Here is a 17165-nt window from a genome sequence, read left to right as displayed (position 1 = left end):
GTCCGGCCCCATTCAAGGCCGAAAGCCAGCGAAACACCCAATCGACTGAAATCTGGATTTGATCCACTTTACCGTAAAGCCCGCAGCGCGTGGGGAAGGGCGGCGACAGGCCGGCGGTTGGCTTCTATAGACTTGTCTCGCTGATCTCCATCGAACGCAGGGCGTCCTCGACGGCGGCAAGAAGTGGTTTGCCCAGCAGCGGCTTCTGCACGACCTGGAAAATGCCTTCCGCCAGCCACGGGTCGGCTGATCCGGACAGCAGGATCACGGGCCTCGCCTCTCGACAAAACGCCAGCACAGTCTCGTGTGGAGGCGAAATCGCCTGATGGTCCAGGATTGCACAATCCAAACTGCCCACGTCGCGAGCGGCGCCGATACTTGCGCAGGAAACGACGGCGTAACCTTCCGCCTCGAGCAAAAACTCAAGCGATCGTCGTAGGTCCAAGTCGGGGGCAACGATCAGTACGCGCGGCATGAAGACGGCTCCCACCATCGACTGGATTCGTGGCGTTCTGGTTGTTGCTACGCCCCTTGTCGGCGGCGTCTCTTGCCGTAGATCAAGTCGGCACAAACTTTAGTCCGATTTGTTTTCGACTCGAAAAGGCACTGGCCCGCGGTGAGGGCGGGCCGGCGCGTTCGGTGGAGCCGATTTTTATGGCGCCGGAGCGCTGTCGCTTCGGTCGGCGCTGCCGTCGGGGCCATTTCGGGACTGCAGGCCGGAGTCGCGGGATGAGGATGGTCAGCGTCGAATGTGATCTGAGTCAGAAGCTCGCACCGGCAATTCCTGGCAGTCACCACTCCAGGCCAAAACGTAAGCCGTTTCGCTCAAGGCCAGGAAAACCAGCCCACCACGCCGGCATACCAAGGCGCCTGCCTGACCAGTCGGAAGCCCAGGTTCTCCGGTGGCACGCCAGCCGAACATCCCCCTCCACGGGCATCACGGACGAAGACGTTCATCGGACTGCGATGGCGCCCCTCGAGATAACGCACGCCACAGGAGACGATCGAGGTGGCATCGTCGTGTGGATTGGTGGGCAGGGTCGTGCGTGTCAGGCAGGTCTCGGTCCACTCCCAGACGTTAGCGGAAAGATCGGCGACGCCGAATTCGTTCACTCCAAAGTTGCCGAACGGCCCGGGCGCGCTAGGACCCTCCACCACCGCGGCCGTTTCCTGGTCATAGGTCGCGAGCCAGCGATCGGCCTGATTGGACCCATCGGTCTCCACCTTAAGGGCGTGATCGACCGCTTTGGAGCCTGCCGCGAACGCCCATTCCTCTATTGTTGGCAGCCGCCATGTTTGTCCCGTGGCGCTCGATAACCAGCGGGCATAGGCGGTCGCGTCTTCGAAGCTGACGCCGGTCACCGGAAAATCGTCCCGAATGCCGCGGGCAGACGTCGCCTCGCAGGCCCCGGCCTCGACGCATCGGCGGTACTCGTCCTCGCGGACTTCGAACCGCATGATGTCGAGGGGGGCGGGGGCGGCGAGCGAAACCAGTGGTCCATTGATCGGGACGCCGTCCTGCTGGAAATCGCCAGACGCCCGATAGGAATAGGGGCGGGGTTCGATCCGCACGGTCTCGGGAAAGGGCGCAGCCGCAACCGAATGCGGCAGCTGATCCAGTTGGCCCGCCACGACCCCCAGCAATCCGAGGAGCAGGATGGCAGGAACGAACAGCGGAACTGCATCCAGGCGTTTGAGCGCAAGGGAAACCATGGCCTGCCTCCGGCAAAAGGGGCGACCCGCCCGGAGGCGGGCCGCGGGATCGGTCAGGCGATCGGCGTTGGTGCCTCGACCTGGGCCATCAGGTCGTCGTTCCAGGTGCCTTCGACCTTGAAATGGGCGGTCGCCCCCAGTTCCACGGCCTCGATCAGGTTGTGATTGACATAGGCATAAAGTCCCGGCTGCAGGAACGTATAGACGGCTGCGCCCGCCGAGCCGCCGGCAACGAACCAGGTCTCGAGATCCACGTCCGGCTTGTTGGCGAACTTGCCGCCCGGCCAGACATGGTCGCCATGGCCGCCGATCAGATGGGGCCGCGTATCGCGGTTGGCCTGGGAATGGATGATCAGGACAGTCTCGCCGACACTTGCGGTCATCGCCTTGTCGCCAGTTAGCGATCCGACCGCGCCGTTGAATACTTCATGCGTTGGCGTCAGCGTTTTCATCACCTCGAGCATGTCGGCATAGCCGTCGCCCGGCGATTCATAGGCCCGGTAATTGCCGTCCTCATCGCGAGGGACGTAGAAGTCCTGCTCGCCGACATAATAAATTTTGTCGTAGGTGATCGCGTTGCCGGCGCCGTCCTTGAGGCCCTCACGAGGCAGGACCATGATCGCGCCGTTCATCCCCGATACGACATGCCACGGAATCATCGGGCCGCCGGGCGCGCAGTGATAGACGAATACTCCGGCACGCGTGGCCTTGAAGCGCAATTTAACCTGTTCGCCAGGGTTGATGAGCGTCAATCCGCCACCGCCGAGAGCTCCCGTGGCGGCGTGGAAGTCGATATTGTGCTGCAAGGTATTGGTCTCGGGATTGACCAGCGTCAGCTCGACATAGTCGTTCTGATGCACGACCAGCAACGGGCCGGGTACCGAGCCATTGAAGGTCATCGCCTGGATCACCGTGCCTGCATCGTCGATCGTAAGCGGCATTTCCTTGATGGTCAGGGTGAATTCCACAACCTTCGGGCCACCGGTCGCTACCTGTTCATGGTCGTGAACGAACGGCGGCTTAACCAAGTCCACCTTGACGCGCTGGAGCGAACCGAGGTCAGGAGCCGGACCGACCGGCACGGCTTCTTCGGCTGCTGACGGTAGGTTCACCAACACCGAGCCGATGACGCCGGCAAAGGCTGCACCGGCGAGAAGGGTGCGCCTCGAAACGTTGATGTGTTCGTCGTTTTCCATAACCGGTCTCTCCTGATCGGGCGCATCGGCCCGTGGTCGTCATCTGGATAGTGCCAGCCCGGTCGGCCCTCTTTGATGCGGGTCAAATAAAGCAGGCAATCGCTGGAAAGAATTACTCGCGAACGTCGATGTAGTTTGATGCGCGTCAAAGAACGTTCGCGACGACGGGAGGATATAGCGGCGAAAGGTTCGGCTTGGGCCGTATCCTTAACTTCGGAGTTACCAAATGAAATTGCTTAACAAGCTCGCTGTCGTCGCCGTTCTTGCGGCTGCGGCCTTCCCGGCCTACGCGGCCGACTTCCAGGTTCAGATGTTGAACAAGGGGGCAGCGGGCACCATGGTATTTGAGCCCAGCTACACCAAGGTGGCCGTCGGCGACACCGTCACCTTCGTTCCCACCGACAAGGGACACAATGCCGAAAGCATCAAGGACATGATTCCCGAGGGTGCGGAGCCCTTCAAGGGCCAATCCGGCAAGGAGATCGTCGTCACGTTCACGGTGTCCGGAGCCTATGCGGTGAAGTGCTCCCCCCATGTCGGCATGGGTATGGTCGCATTGGTCGTCGTGGGTGACGCCCCAACCAATGTCGAAGCACTGAAGGCTGTCAGACTCCCGCCCAAGGCCACCGAGCGCCTTGCAGCCGACTTCGTCGCCGCAGGTCTCTAGGCCGATCGAGGCGGGCCGCGGTATTGTCCGCAGCCCGTCCGGCGATCGCCCATGGTCGACGTCACTTCGGATCGCGAATGCCCTTTTCTTCCCTGGATCCGTCCACCTATTTCGACGACGCTGATCCGGCGGTCCTGGTGGCGCTGTTCAGCGACCGGGCGCGCCGGGAGCCGGCGCTTCATGCGTCCCTCAATCGTCTGGTCGGCAATCGCTGGGAACAGGCGGAGCAGCGCATGGATGCTTTGTTTCGAGCGGCATTGACCCTCGGCTCGCTGCCGGAAGTGGATTGGGACTGGATGTCGCTCGCCACGCAGCTGCTCGGCTCGTCCGAGCTGCGGCTCTGGACGGACCTGATGCTCGATTGCGCGATGGTCGCGTTTCCGCTGCAGAGCGCCTCGCTGATCGTCGAGGTCTCCGAGCGATTGGGCGAGCTGGTCGAGAGTATATCGCAATACGACGGCCCCGAACGGCAGTCCCGGTTGGCGGCCGCCTGCGACCGCCTCGCCTCGGGGGCCCTGATGAACGGGTTCTAGCCGCCCAGGCCACAGACCGGGCGGATGGCATGATGTTGTCCTTATCGATGGCGATGACGGAACGCGATGGGGAGAAGCGACGCCGTTGGCAGGCGCCCCGCGCAAGCCTCAGGCGGTTACCCGCGAGATCGGCAATTCCTTGCGGCGAAACAGAAGTATCGGAGCGTATTCGAAGCTGAACAGGGCGAACGCGATCACCCAGGCGCAGCCAGCTGCCTCGAGCAGCATCATCTCGCTATCGGGCAGGATCCAGGCGATTGGGCGAAGGAGTGTGGCTATGGTGATCGCCACATAGCTGCAAATGGTCAATGACGAGGCCTGCGGCGGGAGCCCGGTATGACCCCGGCTGGCCCGCGACATGACCGCCAGGGTCATGGTGCCAATTCCCCCCACCGTCAGGATGTGCAAGGCCCCGACCGGCTGGAAATATCCCAGGGCGGCCACTCCGATGCCGGCGAGGCCCGTTGCCATGAGGCCATAGGCGATGTGCAGCACCAGGACCAGGGACTCCCGTGCGCATTCCCATCCGCGCCACCGATAGAGGCGAACTAGATGCAGGGCCCCGGCGGCAAGGCCCAGGATGCCGGTCGCCAGCGTTTCGGCGTCCCACACCCATGACACCAGCGCCACGAGGCCGACCGCGATCGCCATCGTATCATAACGGCCATAGGGGGCAGGGAAGCGGTTCGTGCCATTCCTGGCCAGCCAGTTGCGGGTAAAGCTCGGCAGGATGCGCCCGCCGATGATCATGATCAGCAATACGTATCCGGCGACGGCGCCTCGGCCCGGCAACGCTGTGCCCCACCCGGCCAGGTCGAACAGGTGAAAGCCGGCATTGGCGCAGGCGAGCACCGCGATGCCGGCCAGTATCTTGAGATCTTTCCATTTCCTGCCGGCAATGATCTCCCGCGCGCAGACCGCCAGCAGGGCCGGCAGAAAGACCGCGTCGATCGCCATCGAGGGCACGAGACCAAGGACGTCAGGGCAAAGCAGCACAAGTCGGCCCGCCACCCACAGTGCAAGCAGACCTGCCAGCGGTAGTCCCGCCACCGGCAATCGGCCAGTCCAGTTCGGCACTGCGGTCAGCAGGAACCCCGCCAGCGCGGCAGAGGAATAGCCAAACAGCATTTCATGGCCGTGCCAGGCGGCGCGGCCATAGGTGCCGCCGATTTCAAGGTCGAAACCCAGGGCCGCTATCCACAGCACCATGGCGAGCGTTCCCCAGACCCCCGCCGCGAGGAAAAACGGCCGGAAGCCGTAGGACAGGATGATGGGTCCGGTCCGGCCGAGCCCGCGAGGGACGGGGGTCCTGATTTTCGATTGCGCTTGCGTCAACGGTTCACCCTTTCGCCAGATCAGTGGTCTAGCGCCCGGCGACCGACCCTTCTTTGAGCTGGCGCAAGCCGCGCTGGCCAATTTTCGGCTTCTTGATCCGGGTCAAAGTCGGCCGGTCGGTGACGTGAGATCTGTAAGGCACGGCAGTCGCGCCAAGGGGAATCCCATGAAATTCAGCAAGTCTTTGCTCGCCCAACCGGCTTGGGCCCATATTTCCCCGGAGCAACCTCAAGCGACGGCGGGCCGGACGCTGGCGACAGTGACGGGCGACTACGCCAAAAGCTACGACTCCCATGGCAAGGCGGTAACGCAGGGCGTGACGGAGATCAGCTGGTCAGGTGGCGAGCTGCCAGACGACTGGCACGACGAGTTCGTGTTTCGCAGCTCCATCGACGCCACCTTGCCGGTCTACAGCCGGGTTTCATTTCCGCTCATCCAGACCTGCGGCGAACTCGATCACCCTTGGATCGATACGTCCGGAGCCACCGATGCGGAGATGCCGGCTCTGTCCATGACCATCACACTGGCGGAATGACCAGCCCCATGTGCCCCTTGAAAGCAGTGCAACGACTTACGCTGGTATTTGTGCTGCTGTTTGCGTCGGTGACAGCGAGCGACGCTCACGCCGTCCTGCTGGCCAGCCGGCCTGCCGACGGTTCCAGCCTTGCACATCTGCCGTCTGCCGTCGCGCTGACCTTCAGCGAGACCGTGCAGCCCATCGCGTTCAGCCTGGTGGCTCCTGATGGATCGACTTTGACATTGAGCGCGGAGCGGACTGCCGGGCAGATCATGGTGAAATTGCCGGGCGATATGGCCCAGGGCAATTTTCTCGTGTACTGGCGGGTTGTTTCGGACGATGGCCATCCGGTGGCCGGGACCGTCGCCCTGTCGTCGGGCACTGCAGACAGCGCCGCGACAGTGGCCGCGCACAGCACTAATGCGGTGGTGTTTCCACTTTGGTTGGCCATTGCCTTGACCTATCTCGGCAGCTTCTTCGGCATCGGTGGTGCAGCGTTCTGCGCGGCGAGCGGAGGCACAACGAGACTGGGTCGCATCTACGCATTCTCAATGCTGGCCTGCGGCGCGCTGGCCGCGCTGGCGGTGCTGCCGATGCAGGGCGCCTATATGCTCGGTCTGCCGGCGCTTGATTTTTTCAATGTAGCGGCCTGGCAGATGCCGCTGCAATCGTCCTTCGGCACCAAGACGATCCTGGTTTTGGTGGCCATTGCGTTCGGCGCGGCGTCCTTCGTTCTCCCCAGCCGTTGGTCGCTCGTGCTCGCCTTGGGCGCCCTGGTTGCGGTATCCGCCGCCATGGCCTCCAGTGGCCAGGCCGCTACTGCGGCGCCGCAATGGTTGACCCGACCGGCCGTGGTCCTGCATGTCGCCAGCCTGACGCTTTGGGTCGGCGCATTGCCTTTTCTGGCCGTCAGGATGTCGGGCAGGTCCCAGGCGTCGCTCCGAAGTCTCTTGCTGTTCTCGCAATTCATCCCTTACCCGGTCGCGGTGCTCGCCATTTCGGGGCTGGTTCTGGCCATTATCCAGCTGGGCGTTCCTGGGCCCAGCTGGTTTGGCTGGTATAGCGCCATCCTGTTGGGCAAGCTGACGCTGGTATTTGCGCTACTGGCCACGGCCTTCGTCAATCGCTGGTTGCTGACGGGCCCAGCGCTGGCTGGTTTTCCGCTGGCCGCCTGGTTGCTCAGATGGGCGATCTTGGTTGAAGTCGTGCTCGTTGCGGCGATTTTCGCCTCCGTTGCCTTGTGGCGCTTCACGCCGCCGCCCAGGGCCGCAATTGCCGCCTCGGCCCCACCAATCGTGGCTCACCTGCATGGCGACGGATGGATGGGCGAATTGACGCTTGCACGGGGCGCTTCCCTGCATCCCCAGGCCGTTACACTGTATTTTTCGCGTCCCGGAACCGACATGCCGCTGTTGAAGAGCACGGCCGCAATGGCCGCCGACGGAACTTGGGCCACGGACGGCGTGCAATTGAGCATCGATGGCGTCTGGAAGGTACGGGCGGAGGCCCGCAGTGGCGACTTCGACATGGCTGAACTGTCGGGCACGGTTAGGGTCTAATGACGCGCCGGCGACGTCCGCGCGGCCCGGCCGGAGACACAAAAATGCCGCGCATCTGCGCGGCATTTCGCTATTCAACCGGGGTCGACACCAGCAGGCCAGCCGCTATCCGCGCAGGTCTTCGAGCGCCTCGATATCGAGCATCTCGATCTGCTTCACATGAGGGATGGAGATGACTTTGGCGAGCTTGAGCCGCGTCAGGATGCGCGAGACCGTCTCGAACGAAAGCCCGAGGTAGTCGGCAATATCGTTCCGCTGCATGGAAAAATCGATCACGCTGGTGTTGCCCTGCCGATCGGCGAGATCCAGCAGGAATGCCGCCATCTTCTCGGCTGCATTCTGTCGGCCCAGGACCAGCAGATGCTCCTGCGCGCGGGTGAGGCTTTTCAGGGCCAAGGGCAATATGGCGTCCGCCATCATGTCGTCCAGCCTGGGACGAAGCACGCGAATGCCCGAACTGTCGACACTCTCGGCATAGAAATGGTGTTCCGTGCCATACTCGAAACCGAAAACTTCGCCGGCAAAATGGAAGGCGCTGATCTGGCGGCGGCCATCGGCCGTCAGGCGGCAGATGCGGACGGTGCCGAACTCAACGAGATAAAGGGGACCTGCACGCTCGCCCTGGGCAAAGATCTCGCTATTGGGCGTATAAAGGCTCACCGCACTTGGGCAGGTATGGGCGAGGAGCGCGGGAACATCGGGCGACATAGTGCGGCAAGCGCTGGAATTGGTCTGCTGCCTGAAACCGGTCTGAATGAACATTATCGCGCCCCGCTGAAATCAATGGGCCGATACTGTCTGCGTCGGGGTTCTCGGGAAATTCCGCTTCGGCTCTAAGTAATGTCACCTAGTGACGGGCGCTGAGGTCATCGTAGCGGGGAAACGCGGCGCTGCATTGCGCTAGGTCAAATCCCGGGCGCCATTTCGGCTCTAGGCCGTCGGATCTTTCCAGCCGACCGCCATGGCCATGCGCACCAATTCGGGCAGGCTCTTGGCTTGCATCTTGCCCATCAACCCCGCCCGATAGACATCGACGGTCCGCGGACTGATCCCCAGATCGAAGGCGATGGTCTTGTTCGGTTTTCCGGCAACCACCCCGCCCATGACCTGACCCTCACGCTCGCTCAACGACGCGATGCGCGCCAGGATGGCGTCGTTGGCGGCCTCGCCCTGCAACCGTGCGGCGGCACGGTCCACCGCCTTAGTGATCGAGCCGATGAGCACGTCTTCGCTGAACGGCTTCTCGATGAAATCCTGGGCCCCATTCTTCATGGCTTCGACCGCCATCTGAACGTCGCCGTGGCCAGTGATCACAATGGCGGGCAGCATCGCGCCGATCTCGCCCAGCCGCCGCAACAGCTCGACGCCATCGATATCGGGCATCCGCAGGTCGGTAATCAGGCAGCCATTGCGGATCGATGGCGCTATCGCCAGAAACGAGGTCGCCGTCTCGTGGATCCGAACGGCAAACCCGGAGGTTCCCAAAAGAAAGGCCAGCGAATTCCTGACCGCTTCCTCGTCATCGACGATATGGACCACGACATCGACGTTACTCAACCGCTCTCTCCCTTGTCACCGGCAGCGTGAACGCGAACGTTGCCCCGCCAGCCGGGTTCCTGGCGGCGGAAATCGAGCCGCCATGCGACTCGATGATCCGCTTGGATATGGAAAGACCGATCCCCATTCCACCCGGCTTGCTGGTAACGAAGGGCTGGAACAATTGCGGCGCAATGTCGTCGGAAATGCCCGGCCCGGTGTCGGACACTGCAATCGTCAGCTCGCCAGCGTGAGGCCCTTTGACCGAGACGGTCAATTCGCGGATCGGGCTGTCTTTCATGGCGTCCATCGCGTTCCGCATCAGGTTGATCAGGACTTGTTGGATCTGAACCCTGTCCACCATGACGGTGCCATCCCCTACCGGATAGTCGAACACGGACTTTACGCCGCGTTCGCGCGAGCCGACCAAGGCAAGGGCGCCCGCCTCTTCGACGAGCTTGCGGATGTCTTCCTGGTGTTTCTCGGTGTCGCCGCGGGTAACGAATTCCCGCAAGTGGCGAATGATGTCCCCGGCCCGCAGCGCCTGTTTGGCGGTCTCGTTCAGGGCGCCGCGCAGCTGCTCGGCACTCGGATCGTCGATCCGGTCGAGCAGGCGCGTGCAGCCCTGCACGTAATTGGCAATCGCCGACAGGGGCTGGTTCAACTCATGGGCCAGAGTTGACGCCATCTCGCCCAGTTCGTTCAGCCGGGCCAGGCGCGCCAGCTCCGAATGGGCGACCTGCAGCTGGGCCGCGAACTCTTCCCGCTCGGTGAGGTCGCGGATGAAGCCGGTGAAATAACGACGCTCGCTTGAACGTGTCTCGCCCACCGTCAGCTTCATGGGAAATGTGGATCCGTCCTTGCGCTGGCCGACCACGACGCGATCGATGCCAATAATGCGCTTTTCTCCCGTCGTCAGATACCGGTTCAGGTAACCGTCGTGCTGCTCCTTGTAGGGCTCCGGCATGAGCATGCTGATGTTGCGGCCAATGACCTCACTGGGCTGAAAACCGAACTGTCGGACTGCGGCGATGTTGAACGATTCCACCAGGCCCGCGGCATCGATGACCACGGTGGCATCCGGGATAGTATCCAGGATTGACTGCAGGTGATCCTGCTGGCGGGTGATGGTAACGAGCGTCTGCCTGGATTTTTCGCGCTCCTGGCGCAGGGCGTTCGCGAGCCAGGAAACCACGATACCCGTGAGCAGCAAGAAGAGGTTGGTCGCCGCGGCCGCCGCCGGGGGTTGCCCTGCGGCAAAATAGTAGGAGAGCGGCAGCGAGGCGAGCGTCACCAGAGCGCCTGGGATCAGGCCGCCCAACAGGGCCGCAAGCAATATCGCGGGCACGAACAGCAGGCCCGCCCCTGAGGGCCCGAGGACGTCGTTCAAGGCAAGGCGCAACGCAAATCCCAACGCCAAAGCTGCCGCGGCAGGTACGAGAGCCTTCCAGCGGCCGGCAAAGCGGGTCAATAGCGGGAACATCCGAATCCTTGAGACTGACTGTCCGCAATGTACTGTGAGATCGAGTTTTTGGCGACTCCGAGATCGGACGCTGTACAACATGCCGCGTTGCCATTTCAGGATCGAGTACGGTAGCGCTTCGACATCAAAGGGAGCCATGCATGGCCACCATCAATAGGGGTTCAGTCAAGTCGCTCGCCATTTTCGCGGCGCTGGACGACGTGCAGCTGGACGAAATCCTCGCCGCCGCCACGGGGAAGTCCGTGGCTCAGGGCGAGATCGTGTTCGAGCAGGGTGAGGACGCCAGCCATTTTTTCGTGCTCCTGTCCGGTCGCCTGCGCGTGACGCAGGTCACGAGCGAGGGGCAGCAGGTGATCGTGCGCATGGTCAATCCGGGCGATCTCTTCGGCATCGCCAAGGCCCTGCAACGCGACGATTATCCCGGCACGGCGACCGCGGCGTCGCCAAGCTTCACCCTGGCCTGGCCGACCAGCAAGTGGTCGTCGTTCATGGACAAGTACCCAGCGCTGGCCGTCAACGCGATGCAGACCATGGGTGGGCGGCTGCAGGAGGCTCAGGCCCGGTTGCGCGAACTGGCCACCGAGGAGGTGGAGCGCCGCGTCGCCCACGCGGTTCTGCGATTGGGCAATCAGTCGGGCAAGAAGGAAACCGCCGGGATCCGGATTGATTTTCCGGTGTCCAAGCAGGATATCGCCGAGATGACCGGCACCACGCTGCATACCGTCTCGCGCGTCCTGACGGCCTGGGAGCAGGCCGGACTGGTCGAAGGCGGGCGCCAGAAGCTGCTGCTGAAGGATCCGCACCGGCTGCTGATGATTGCGGATGGCCAGTCACCTTGCCTGCTTTGAACGTCGTATCGATGCCGTAATGGCATCGACCAGAAGCTGTTGGTCCACTGCATGCTCGAGCGATGCATCGCCCAGCGAATGAAACGGGCCGATTGGGCATCCCACGCAATGCAGCCCGAAATCCAGGAAGGCGCCGACGGTCAGCGGCCATTTCTGCATGATCGCCAGCACTGACATATCCTCCAGCTTCCGGATTTCACCCATGGCTCCTCCTGCATGATGGCTACCGCCTTCCGCAGGAGTTTTCTTTGTGCCGCAGCAAACATGGCGTGCGACTGTTGAGGATGGGAGTACGGAAGCGAGTTCTCTTTATGGTGGACGTCAGGGGAACATCGAGATCAGGTCAGGCGTGGGTTACGCAGAGCGGACTGCCCGGGGCGGTCAGCAACAACCCGATAGCCCCGCCCGCGACCAATGCCGCTCCGGCCCAAAGCCGCGAACTCCTGCGGACCGCCAGCGTCGCGCGGTAGAGACCGAGCGAGGAGGCTGTGACGGCCGGGACGGTACCGATGCCAAAGGCGATCATCAACGCTGCTCCGTCTTCGATGGACCCGGCCAGCAATGAGTTGAACAGAGCGGTATAAACGATCGCACAGGGGGTCAGGCCCCAGACCAGACCTGAAAGGGTCGCTCCGATCAGATCGGTGCCCGAACCTCGATGGCGCATTTTCGAGACCAGGCGCGCCGCGGGGAGCATGAACCCGTCAACGCCGGCGATTGCCGGCGCCAGGCCCGCGACCGACAGACCGGTCCACATAATGGTGATCGCCGCGATCCATTGCAGGATGCCGTGTGCCGCCTCGAGGTTTGCCACGCCGTACAATCCAGCGCCGAAAATCCCGAACGCCACCCCGCCCGCTCCGTAGACCAGGATCCGAGCGGCCTGCGCCACCGCTATTCGCTTGGCGCGGGACGCGGGACTGGCCGATGCCGGATCGAGCATCAGGATGGAACAGCCAATCGGCCCGCACATTCCCGCGCAATGCAGGCTGGATGCGAAGCCCAGCGAAAGACCCCAAACCAGGGAGACCGGAAGTGTCAATTCGGGCCCCTTTGCGCAGTCTCGTCAATGTCCGGCATCATGGCATCCTCCCCTTAGCGGGATAGCATCCAAGCCTCGGCCGGAAACGCTCCGACGACTTTGACATAGATCAATGTGCCGGGCCGATGCCGCCGCTATTCCGAACTGACTAGGCCCAATGGGTCCGTGCAGCAGGGGGCGGCCGTGAAATATACTGGATGGGTGATCGGGCTGGCATGCGGCGCGCTGGGAGCGGTGTTCATGGCCGGACTGGCGGTGGACAATCCCTTCCGGCTTCATATGAGCCTGCTGGCTTTCATCCTCGGCGCCGCGGCTGTCTACGCGATGCGAGGAACGGGTACCCGCGTGGTCGAAAGCCCCGACAGCTACATGGACGGCCCGATCCGCATCGGGACGATCATGATCGTGTTCTGGGGCGTCATCGGCTTTACTGTCGGACTGACGGCGGCAATGCAATTGGCGTTTCCCCAGCTCAATTTCGGGCCCTGGCTGAATTTCGGCCGTATCCGCCCGCTGCACACCTCCGCGGTGATTTTCGCCTTTGGCGGCACGGCGTTGATGACGACCAGCTTCTATGTCGTGCAGCGCACCACACGGGCGCGCCTGTTCGGCGGCGACCTGGTCTGGTTCGCCTTCTGGGGCTATCAGCTTTTCATCGTCATGGCGGCTACCGGCTACCTGCTGGGGATCACCCAGAGCCGCGAGTATGCCGAGCCGGAATGGTACGTGGATATCTGGCTCACCATTGTGTGGGTCGCCTATTTCGTCGTCTTCATGGGGACGCTGCTCAAGCGCAAGGAGCCGCATATCTATGTCGCCAACTGGTTCTACCTGGCCTTCATCGTCACTGTCGCCCTGCTGCACATCGTCAATAACCTCGCCGTGCCGGTGTCCTTTGCCGGCTCCAAGAGCTATTCCCTGTTTTCGGGCGTCCAGGACGCCCTGACCCAGTGGTGGTACGGCCACAACGCCGTCGGCTTCTTCCTCACTGCAGGCTTTCTGGGGATGATGTATTACTTCCTGCCCAAGCAGGCGAACCGTCCGGTCTATTCCTATCGCCTGTCGATCATTCACTTCTGGGCGCTGATCTTTCTCTATATCTGGGCCGGCCCCCATCACCTGCATTACACCGCTCTGCCCGATTGGGCCCAGACGCTTGGCATGGTGTTCTCGATCATGCTGTGGATGCCCTCCTGGGGCGGCATGATCAACGGCCTGATGACGCTGCGCGGCGCGTGGGACAAGATGCGCACCGATCCCATCATCCGCATGATGGTGCTGGCGGTGGCGTTCTACGGCATGTCGACCTTCGAGGGTCCGGTCATGTCCATCAAGTCGGTCAACGCCCTCAGCCATTATACCGACTGGACCATTGGCCATGTGCACTCCGGCGCTTTGGGTTGGGTCGGCATGATCTCCTTCGGCGCGGTCTACTTCATGGTGCCGCGACTGTGGAACCGCGAGCGGCTCTATTCGCTGCGCATGGTCAACTGGCATTTCTGGCTGGCGACCCTGGGCATCGTTGTCTACGCCGCCGTGATGTGGGTCTCCGGCATCATGCAGGGCCTGATGTGGCGCGAATACGATAGCGAAGGCTTCCTGGTCTATTCGTTCGCCGAGAGCGTCGCTGCCTTGCATCCCTACTACGTCATGCGCGCCGCCGGCGGTGCACTCTATCTCGCGGGCGGCCTGGTCATGGCCTTCAATGTCGCCATGACGATCGCCGGCAAGGTTCGCGATGAAAAGCCCATGCCTGTCGCCGCCCAGCTCCAGCCCGCGCAATAGGACCGCTCATCATGTCGATATTGGACAAACACGGCGTTATCGAACGGAACGCTTCATACCTGCTGATCGGATCGCTGATCGTCGTCTGCATTGGCGGCATCGTCGAGGTCGCGCCGCTGTTCTACTTCCAGAACACCATCGAGAAGGTCGAGGGCATGCGGCCCTATACCCCGCTCGAACTGGCCGGGCGCGACATCTATATCCGCGAGGGTTGCTATGGCTGCCACAGCCAGATGATCCGCCCGTTCCGCGACGAGGTGGAGCGGTACGGGCATTACTCGCTGGCCGCTGAATCCATGTACGACCACTCGTTCCAATGGGGGTCCAAGCGCACCGGGCCCGATCTGGCGCGTGTCGGCGGACGCTATTCCAACGAATGGCAGGTGCAGCATCTGAACGACCCGAGGTCGGTCGTGCCCGAATCGATCATGCCAAGCTATGCCTTCCTGGGCACAGCGTCGCTGGACTACAGCAACATCGCCTCCAACCTGCAGGCCAACGCCTATGTTGGGGTCCCCTATTCACCCGAAATGATCGCGGCGGCCCAGGCTGACTTGCTCGCCCAGGCAACCCCGGATGCCGACACGGCCGACGTCGCCGCGCGCTATCCCAAGGCCGTCTTTGGCGACTTCGACGGCGATTCCCGGCACGTGACCGAGATGGATGCGCTGGTCGCATATCTGCAGATGCTCGGCACCCTGGTCGACTTCGACACCTACGACGCAAAAGCCAACTTCAGGTAGGGGGACGACCATGCAGCACTACGACAATCTGAGACACTTCGCGGACTCCTGGGGCCTGGTCTACTTGCTGGCCATCTTCCTGCTGGCGGCCGCCTTCATTTTCCGTCCCGGAGCCCGCGAGCGCGCCCGCGAAGCCGCCTTGATCCCGCTATCTGATGCCGATGGCATGAAAGGCGACCACCATGACGCCTGATCACGGCAACAAGCCTGTCGACGAACTCAGCGGCGTCGAAACCACCGGTCACGAATGGGACGGCATCAAGGAGCTCAACAACCCGCTGCCGCGCTGGTGGCTCTGGACATTCTACGGCTGCATTGCCATCGCCCTGATCTACTCGGTGCTCTATCCGGCCTGGCCCTTGCTGACCTCTGCAACGCCGGGGGTGCTCGGCTATTCGAGCCGTGCCGATCTCGAAAAGGAAATGAGCGATGTCGGCGCCGCCCAGCAGGCGACGGTGCAGCGCATCGCCGCACTGCCGCTCCAGGAGATCGCCGCCGACCCCGATCTCTCCCGCTTCGCGACGGTGTCGGGTGCCTCGACCTTCAAGGTCAACTGCAGCCAATGCCATGGCACCGGGGCCGAGGGAGCCGCCGGCTACCCAAACCTGAACGATGACGCCTGGATCTGGGGCGGCACCCTCGACGATATCTATACAACCATCTCCCACGGTGCGCGCTCGCCAACCGATCCCGACACGCGGTTCAACCTAATGCCCAATTTCGGCTCCGACGGCATTCTCGATCCACAGGCGATCCAGAGCGTTGCCGGCTACGTTGCCAGTCTGTCCGGATTGGAAGGTGGCGCCGATACGCCCGAAGGCCGGCAACTGTTCGCCGACAATTGTGCGGCCTGCCACGGCCCGACGGGCAAAGGCATGAGGGAGAATGGCGCGCCCGATCTGAGCGATCAGATCTGGCTCTATCAGGGCTCATTGGCGGCGATCGAGCAGCAGATCGGCAAGCCACGCCACGGCGTCATGCCGGCTTGGACCGGCAAGCTCAGCGATACCCGCATCAAGGAACTGGCGGTCTATGTGCATGGCCTCGGCGGAGGGCAGTAATCCCCTTCAATTCGGCGCGGACAACATGCAGCAATGACCGTGTCCGATAAGGGGGTGCCGTGGCACCTCCTTTTTCTCATCGCACTTGACGCAGGTCAAAGTCGCTCCCGCACTTCGGTGCGAGTTCTGCCCGGGTCACGGGGCGAGAAATCATGTCGAACATAAACCAGCCCACACTCGATGCCGACGAGGTCCATGATGTCGTAGCGGTCAATTCCGCCAAGATCCGGCAGCCGCTCTACGCCCCGCGCAAGAAGATATTCCCCAAGCGCGCCAATGGCAATTTCAGGCGCTTCAAGTGGCTGGTCATGCTGCTCACCTTGAGCGTCTACTATGCCACGCCGTGGATTCGTTGGGATCGCGGTCCGTACCTTCCCGACCAAGCCGTGCTGATCGATCTGGCCAATCGGCGGTTCTTTTTCTTCTTCATCGAGATTTGGCCCCAGGAATTCTACTACGTCGCCGGCCTTCTGGTGATGGCGGGCGTCGGGCTGTTCCTGATCACCTCGACCGTCGGTCGCGCATGGTGCGGCTACGCCTGCCCGCAAACGGTCTGGGTCGATCTGTTCCTCGTGGTCGAGCGGTTCATCGAGGGGGACCGGAACGCGCGGATGAAGCTGGATGCCGCGCCATGGTCGGCGGGCAAGCTGGCCCGGCGGATCGCCAAGCACGGCACCTGGCTGTTGATCGGCGTTGCCACCGGCGGCGCCTGGATCTTCTATTTTGCCGACGCGCCCAGCCTGTGGTCCGATGTGTTCGCCTTGCAGGCGCCGGCCTCTGCATACCTGACCGTGGCCCTGCTCGCGGCCACAACCTACACTTTCGGCGGTCTCATGCGCGAACAGGTCTGCACCTATATGTGTCCCTGGCCGCGCATCCAGGCCGCCATGCTGGACGAGCATTCCCTGACCGTGACCTATAATGACTGGCGCGGGGAACCGCGGACCCGGCACGCCAAGAAGGCCATCAGCGAGGGCAAGCCCGTCGGCGACTGCGTCGATTGCAACGCCTGTGTCGTTGTCTGCCCGATGGGGATCGATATCCGCGACGGCCAGCAACTCGAATGCATCACCTGCGCCCTGTGCATCGATGCCTGCGACGACGTCATGGACAAGCTGGGCAAGGAACGCGGCCTGATTTCCTATGC

Annotated in this window: 19 protein-coding genes; 10 read left to right on the top strand and 9 right to left on the bottom strand. The window is 62.7% G+C overall.

Annotated features, from left to right (window positions below; genetic code table 11):
* Positions 1 to 124 precede the first annotated feature (124 nt).
* The 3 genes from ABIT12_RS01905 to nirK all read right to left on the bottom strand — a co-directional run bounded on the left by ABIT12_RS01905 (position 125) and on the right by nirK (position 2909).
* A complete protein-coding gene (locus ABIT12_RS01905) occupies positions 125 to 475 on the bottom strand; it encodes a hypothetical protein (protein ID WP_348042799.1) in 351 nt (116 codons plus the stop codon).
* 350 nt (positions 476 to 825) lie between these two features.
* Entirely contained in the window at positions 826 to 1713 is an 888-nt protein-coding gene (locus ABIT12_RS01900; protein ID WP_348042798.1) for an SUMF1/EgtB/PvdO family nonheme iron enzyme, read from the bottom strand.
* 53 nt (positions 1714 to 1766) lie between these two features.
* The gene (gene nirK / locus ABIT12_RS01895; RefSeq protein ID WP_348042797.1) at positions 1767 to 2909 is read right to left on the bottom strand and encodes a copper-containing nitrite reductase; all 1143 of its coding nucleotides are present in this window, start codon (positions 2907 to 2909) and stop codon (positions 1767 to 1769) included.
* 226 nt (positions 2910 to 3135) lie between these two features.
* On the opposite strand from nirK, the gene ABIT12_RS01890 reads away from it, so the two are divergent.
* Positions 3136 to 3576 carry a pseudoazurin gene (locus ABIT12_RS01890; protein WP_348042796.1) on the top strand — a complete coding sequence of 147 codons (441 nt, stop codon included), beginning with the start codon at positions 3136 to 3138 and terminating at the stop codon, positions 3574 to 3576.
* Between the two features lie 77 nt (positions 3577 to 3653).
* A complete protein-coding gene (locus ABIT12_RS01885; RefSeq protein ID WP_348042795.1) occupies positions 3654 to 4109 on the top strand; it encodes a hypothetical protein in 456 nt (151 codons plus the stop codon).
* Between the two features lie 108 nt (positions 4110 to 4217).
* Here the strand turns inward: ABIT12_RS01885 and ABIT12_RS01880 are convergent, their stop codons facing one another.
* Positions 4218 to 5444: an NnrS family protein gene (locus ABIT12_RS01880; RefSeq protein WP_348042794.1), complete on the bottom strand. Its 1227-nt coding sequence runs from the start codon at positions 5442 to 5444 to the stop codon at positions 4218 to 4220.
* 166 nt (positions 5445 to 5610) lie between these two features.
* On the opposite strand from ABIT12_RS01880, the gene ABIT12_RS01875 reads away from it, so the two are divergent.
* Both ABIT12_RS01875 and ABIT12_RS01870 read left to right on the top strand, forming a co-directional pair.
* The gene (locus ABIT12_RS01875) at positions 5611 to 5979 is read left to right on the top strand and encodes a DUF1775 domain-containing protein (RefSeq protein ID WP_348042793.1); all 369 of its coding nucleotides are present in this window, start codon (positions 5611 to 5613) and stop codon (positions 5977 to 5979) included.
* A gap of 26 nt (positions 5980 to 6005) precedes the next feature.
* Positions 6006 to 7520, top strand: coding sequence for a copper resistance protein CopC (locus tag ABIT12_RS01870; RefSeq protein WP_348042792.1), 1515 nt, complete (start codon positions 6006 to 6008; stop codon positions 7518 to 7520).
* A 105-nt stretch (positions 7521 to 7625) separates the two neighbouring features.
* Here the strand turns inward: ABIT12_RS01870 and ABIT12_RS01865 are convergent, their stop codons facing one another.
* The 3 genes from ABIT12_RS01865 to ABIT12_RS01855 form a co-directional block, all read right to left on the bottom strand.
* Positions 7626 to 8282, bottom strand: a complete 657-nt coding sequence (locus ABIT12_RS01865) for a helix-turn-helix domain-containing protein (RefSeq protein ID WP_348042791.1) — start codon at positions 8280 to 8282, stop codon at positions 7626 to 7628.
* 168 nt (positions 8283 to 8450) lie between these two features.
* On the bottom strand, positions 8451 to 9077 hold the full coding sequence (fixJ, locus tag ABIT12_RS01860) for a response regulator FixJ (protein WP_348042790.1): 627 nt from the start codon (positions 9075 to 9077) through the stop codon (positions 8451 to 8453).
* A complete protein-coding gene (locus ABIT12_RS01855; RefSeq protein ID WP_348063273.1) occupies positions 9070 to 10527 on the bottom strand; it encodes a PAS domain S-box protein in 1458 nt (485 codons plus the stop codon). Before ABIT12_RS01855 ends, fixJ begins: the two co-directional genes overlap by 8 nt.
* Before the next feature lie 152 nt (positions 10528 to 10679).
* Here ABIT12_RS01855 and ABIT12_RS01850 point away from each other — a divergent pair, with 152 nt between their 5' ends.
* Positions 10680 to 11387, top strand: coding sequence for a Crp/Fnr family transcriptional regulator (locus ABIT12_RS01850; protein ID WP_348042788.1), 708 nt, complete (start codon positions 10680 to 10682; stop codon positions 11385 to 11387).
* Here ABIT12_RS01850 and ABIT12_RS01845 read toward each other — a convergent pair.
* Together ABIT12_RS01845 and ABIT12_RS01840 are read right to left on the bottom strand one after the other, a co-directional pair.
* A complete protein-coding gene (locus ABIT12_RS01845; protein ID WP_348042787.1) occupies positions 11370 to 11591 on the bottom strand; it encodes a DUF1858 domain-containing protein in 222 nt (73 codons plus the stop codon). The two genes, ABIT12_RS01850 and ABIT12_RS01845, sit on opposite strands and share 18 nt — an antisense overlap.
* 139 nt (positions 11592 to 11730) lie before the next feature.
* Positions 11731 to 12429, bottom strand: coding sequence for a sulfite exporter TauE/SafE family protein (locus ABIT12_RS01840; protein WP_348042786.1), 699 nt, complete (start codon positions 12427 to 12429; stop codon positions 11731 to 11733).
* A 183-nt stretch (positions 12430 to 12612) separates the two neighbouring features.
* On the opposite strand from ABIT12_RS01840, the gene ccoN reads away from it, so the two are divergent.
* The 5 genes from ccoN to ccoG form a co-directional block, all read left to right on the top strand.
* Complete coding sequence (ccoN, locus tag ABIT12_RS01835) at positions 12613 to 14214, top strand: cytochrome-c oxidase, cbb3-type subunit I (protein ID WP_348042785.1); 1602 nt, start codon at positions 12613 to 12615, stop codon at positions 14212 to 14214.
* 11 nt (positions 14215 to 14225) lie between these two features.
* Complete coding sequence (gene ccoO, locus ABIT12_RS01830; protein ID WP_348042784.1) at positions 14226 to 14957, top strand: cytochrome-c oxidase, cbb3-type subunit II; 732 nt, start codon at positions 14226 to 14228, stop codon at positions 14955 to 14957.
* 10 nt (positions 14958 to 14967) lie between these two features.
* On the top strand, positions 14968 to 15150 hold the full coding sequence (locus tag ABIT12_RS01825) for a cbb3-type cytochrome c oxidase subunit 3 (RefSeq protein ID WP_348042783.1): 183 nt from the start codon (positions 14968 to 14970) through the stop codon (positions 15148 to 15150).
* A complete protein-coding gene (gene ccoP / locus ABIT12_RS01820; protein WP_348042782.1) occupies positions 15140 to 16018 on the top strand; it encodes a cytochrome-c oxidase, cbb3-type subunit III in 879 nt (292 codons plus the stop codon). Before ABIT12_RS01825 ends, ccoP begins: the two co-directional genes overlap by 11 nt.
* A gap of 152 nt (positions 16019 to 16170) precedes the next feature.
* Positions 16171 to 17165 (top strand): cytochrome c oxidase accessory protein CcoG (gene ccoG, locus ABIT12_RS01815; RefSeq protein WP_348042781.1); only part of this gene is annotated, 995 nt, incomplete at its 3' end.

The organism is Devosia sp., from assembly GCF_039927955.1.
Lineage (GTDB): Bacteria > Pseudomonadota > Alphaproteobacteria > Rhizobiales > Devosiaceae > Devosia.
The sequence above is the reverse complement of the archived record's forward strand: the minus strand, read 5'-3'. Positions and strand labels throughout refer to the sequence as shown.

Excerpts from the sequence above, each read along its gene's own strand:
- ccoO (WP_348042784.1), top strand. The coding sequence starts at position 14,226 with ATGTCGATATTGGACAAACACGGCGTTATCGAACGGAACGCTTCATAC.
- ABIT12_RS01900 (WP_348042798.1), bottom strand. The coding sequence starts at position 1,713 with ATGGTTTCCCTTGCGCTCAAACGCCTGGATGCAGTTCCGCTGTTCGTT.
- ABIT12_RS01905 (WP_348042799.1), bottom strand. The coding sequence starts at position 475 with ATGCCGCGCGTACTGATCGTTGCCCCCGACTTGGACCTACGACGATCG.
- ccoP (WP_348042782.1), top strand. The coding sequence starts at position 15,140 with ATGACGCCTGATCACGGCAACAAGCCTGTCGACGAACTCAGCGGCGTC.
- ABIT12_RS01865 (WP_348042791.1), bottom strand. The coding sequence starts at position 8,282 with ATGTTCATTCAGACCGGTTTCAGGCAGCAGACCAATTCCAGCGCTTGC.
- ABIT12_RS01850 (WP_348042788.1), top strand. The coding sequence starts at position 10,680 with ATGGCCACCATCAATAGGGGTTCAGTCAAGTCGCTCGCCATTTTCGCG.
- nirK (WP_348042797.1), bottom strand. The coding sequence starts at position 2,909 with ATGGAAAACGACGAACACATCAACGTTTCGAGGCGCACCCTTCTCGCC.
- ABIT12_RS01825 (WP_348042783.1), top strand. The coding sequence starts at position 14,968 with ATGCAGCACTACGACAATCTGAGACACTTCGCGGACTCCTGGGGCCTG.
- ABIT12_RS01875 (WP_348042793.1), top strand. The coding sequence starts at position 5,611 with ATGAAATTCAGCAAGTCTTTGCTCGCCCAACCGGCTTGGGCCCATATT.
- ABIT12_RS01885 (WP_348042795.1), top strand. The coding sequence starts at position 3,654 with ATGCCCTTTTCTTCCCTGGATCCGTCCACCTATTTCGACGACGCTGAT.
- ABIT12_RS01890 (WP_348042796.1), top strand. The coding sequence starts at position 3,136 with ATGAAATTGCTTAACAAGCTCGCTGTCGTCGCCGTTCTTGCGGCTGCG.
- ABIT12_RS01845 (WP_348042787.1), bottom strand. The coding sequence starts at position 11,591 with ATGGGTGAAATCCGGAAGCTGGAGGATATGTCAGTGCTGGCGATCATG.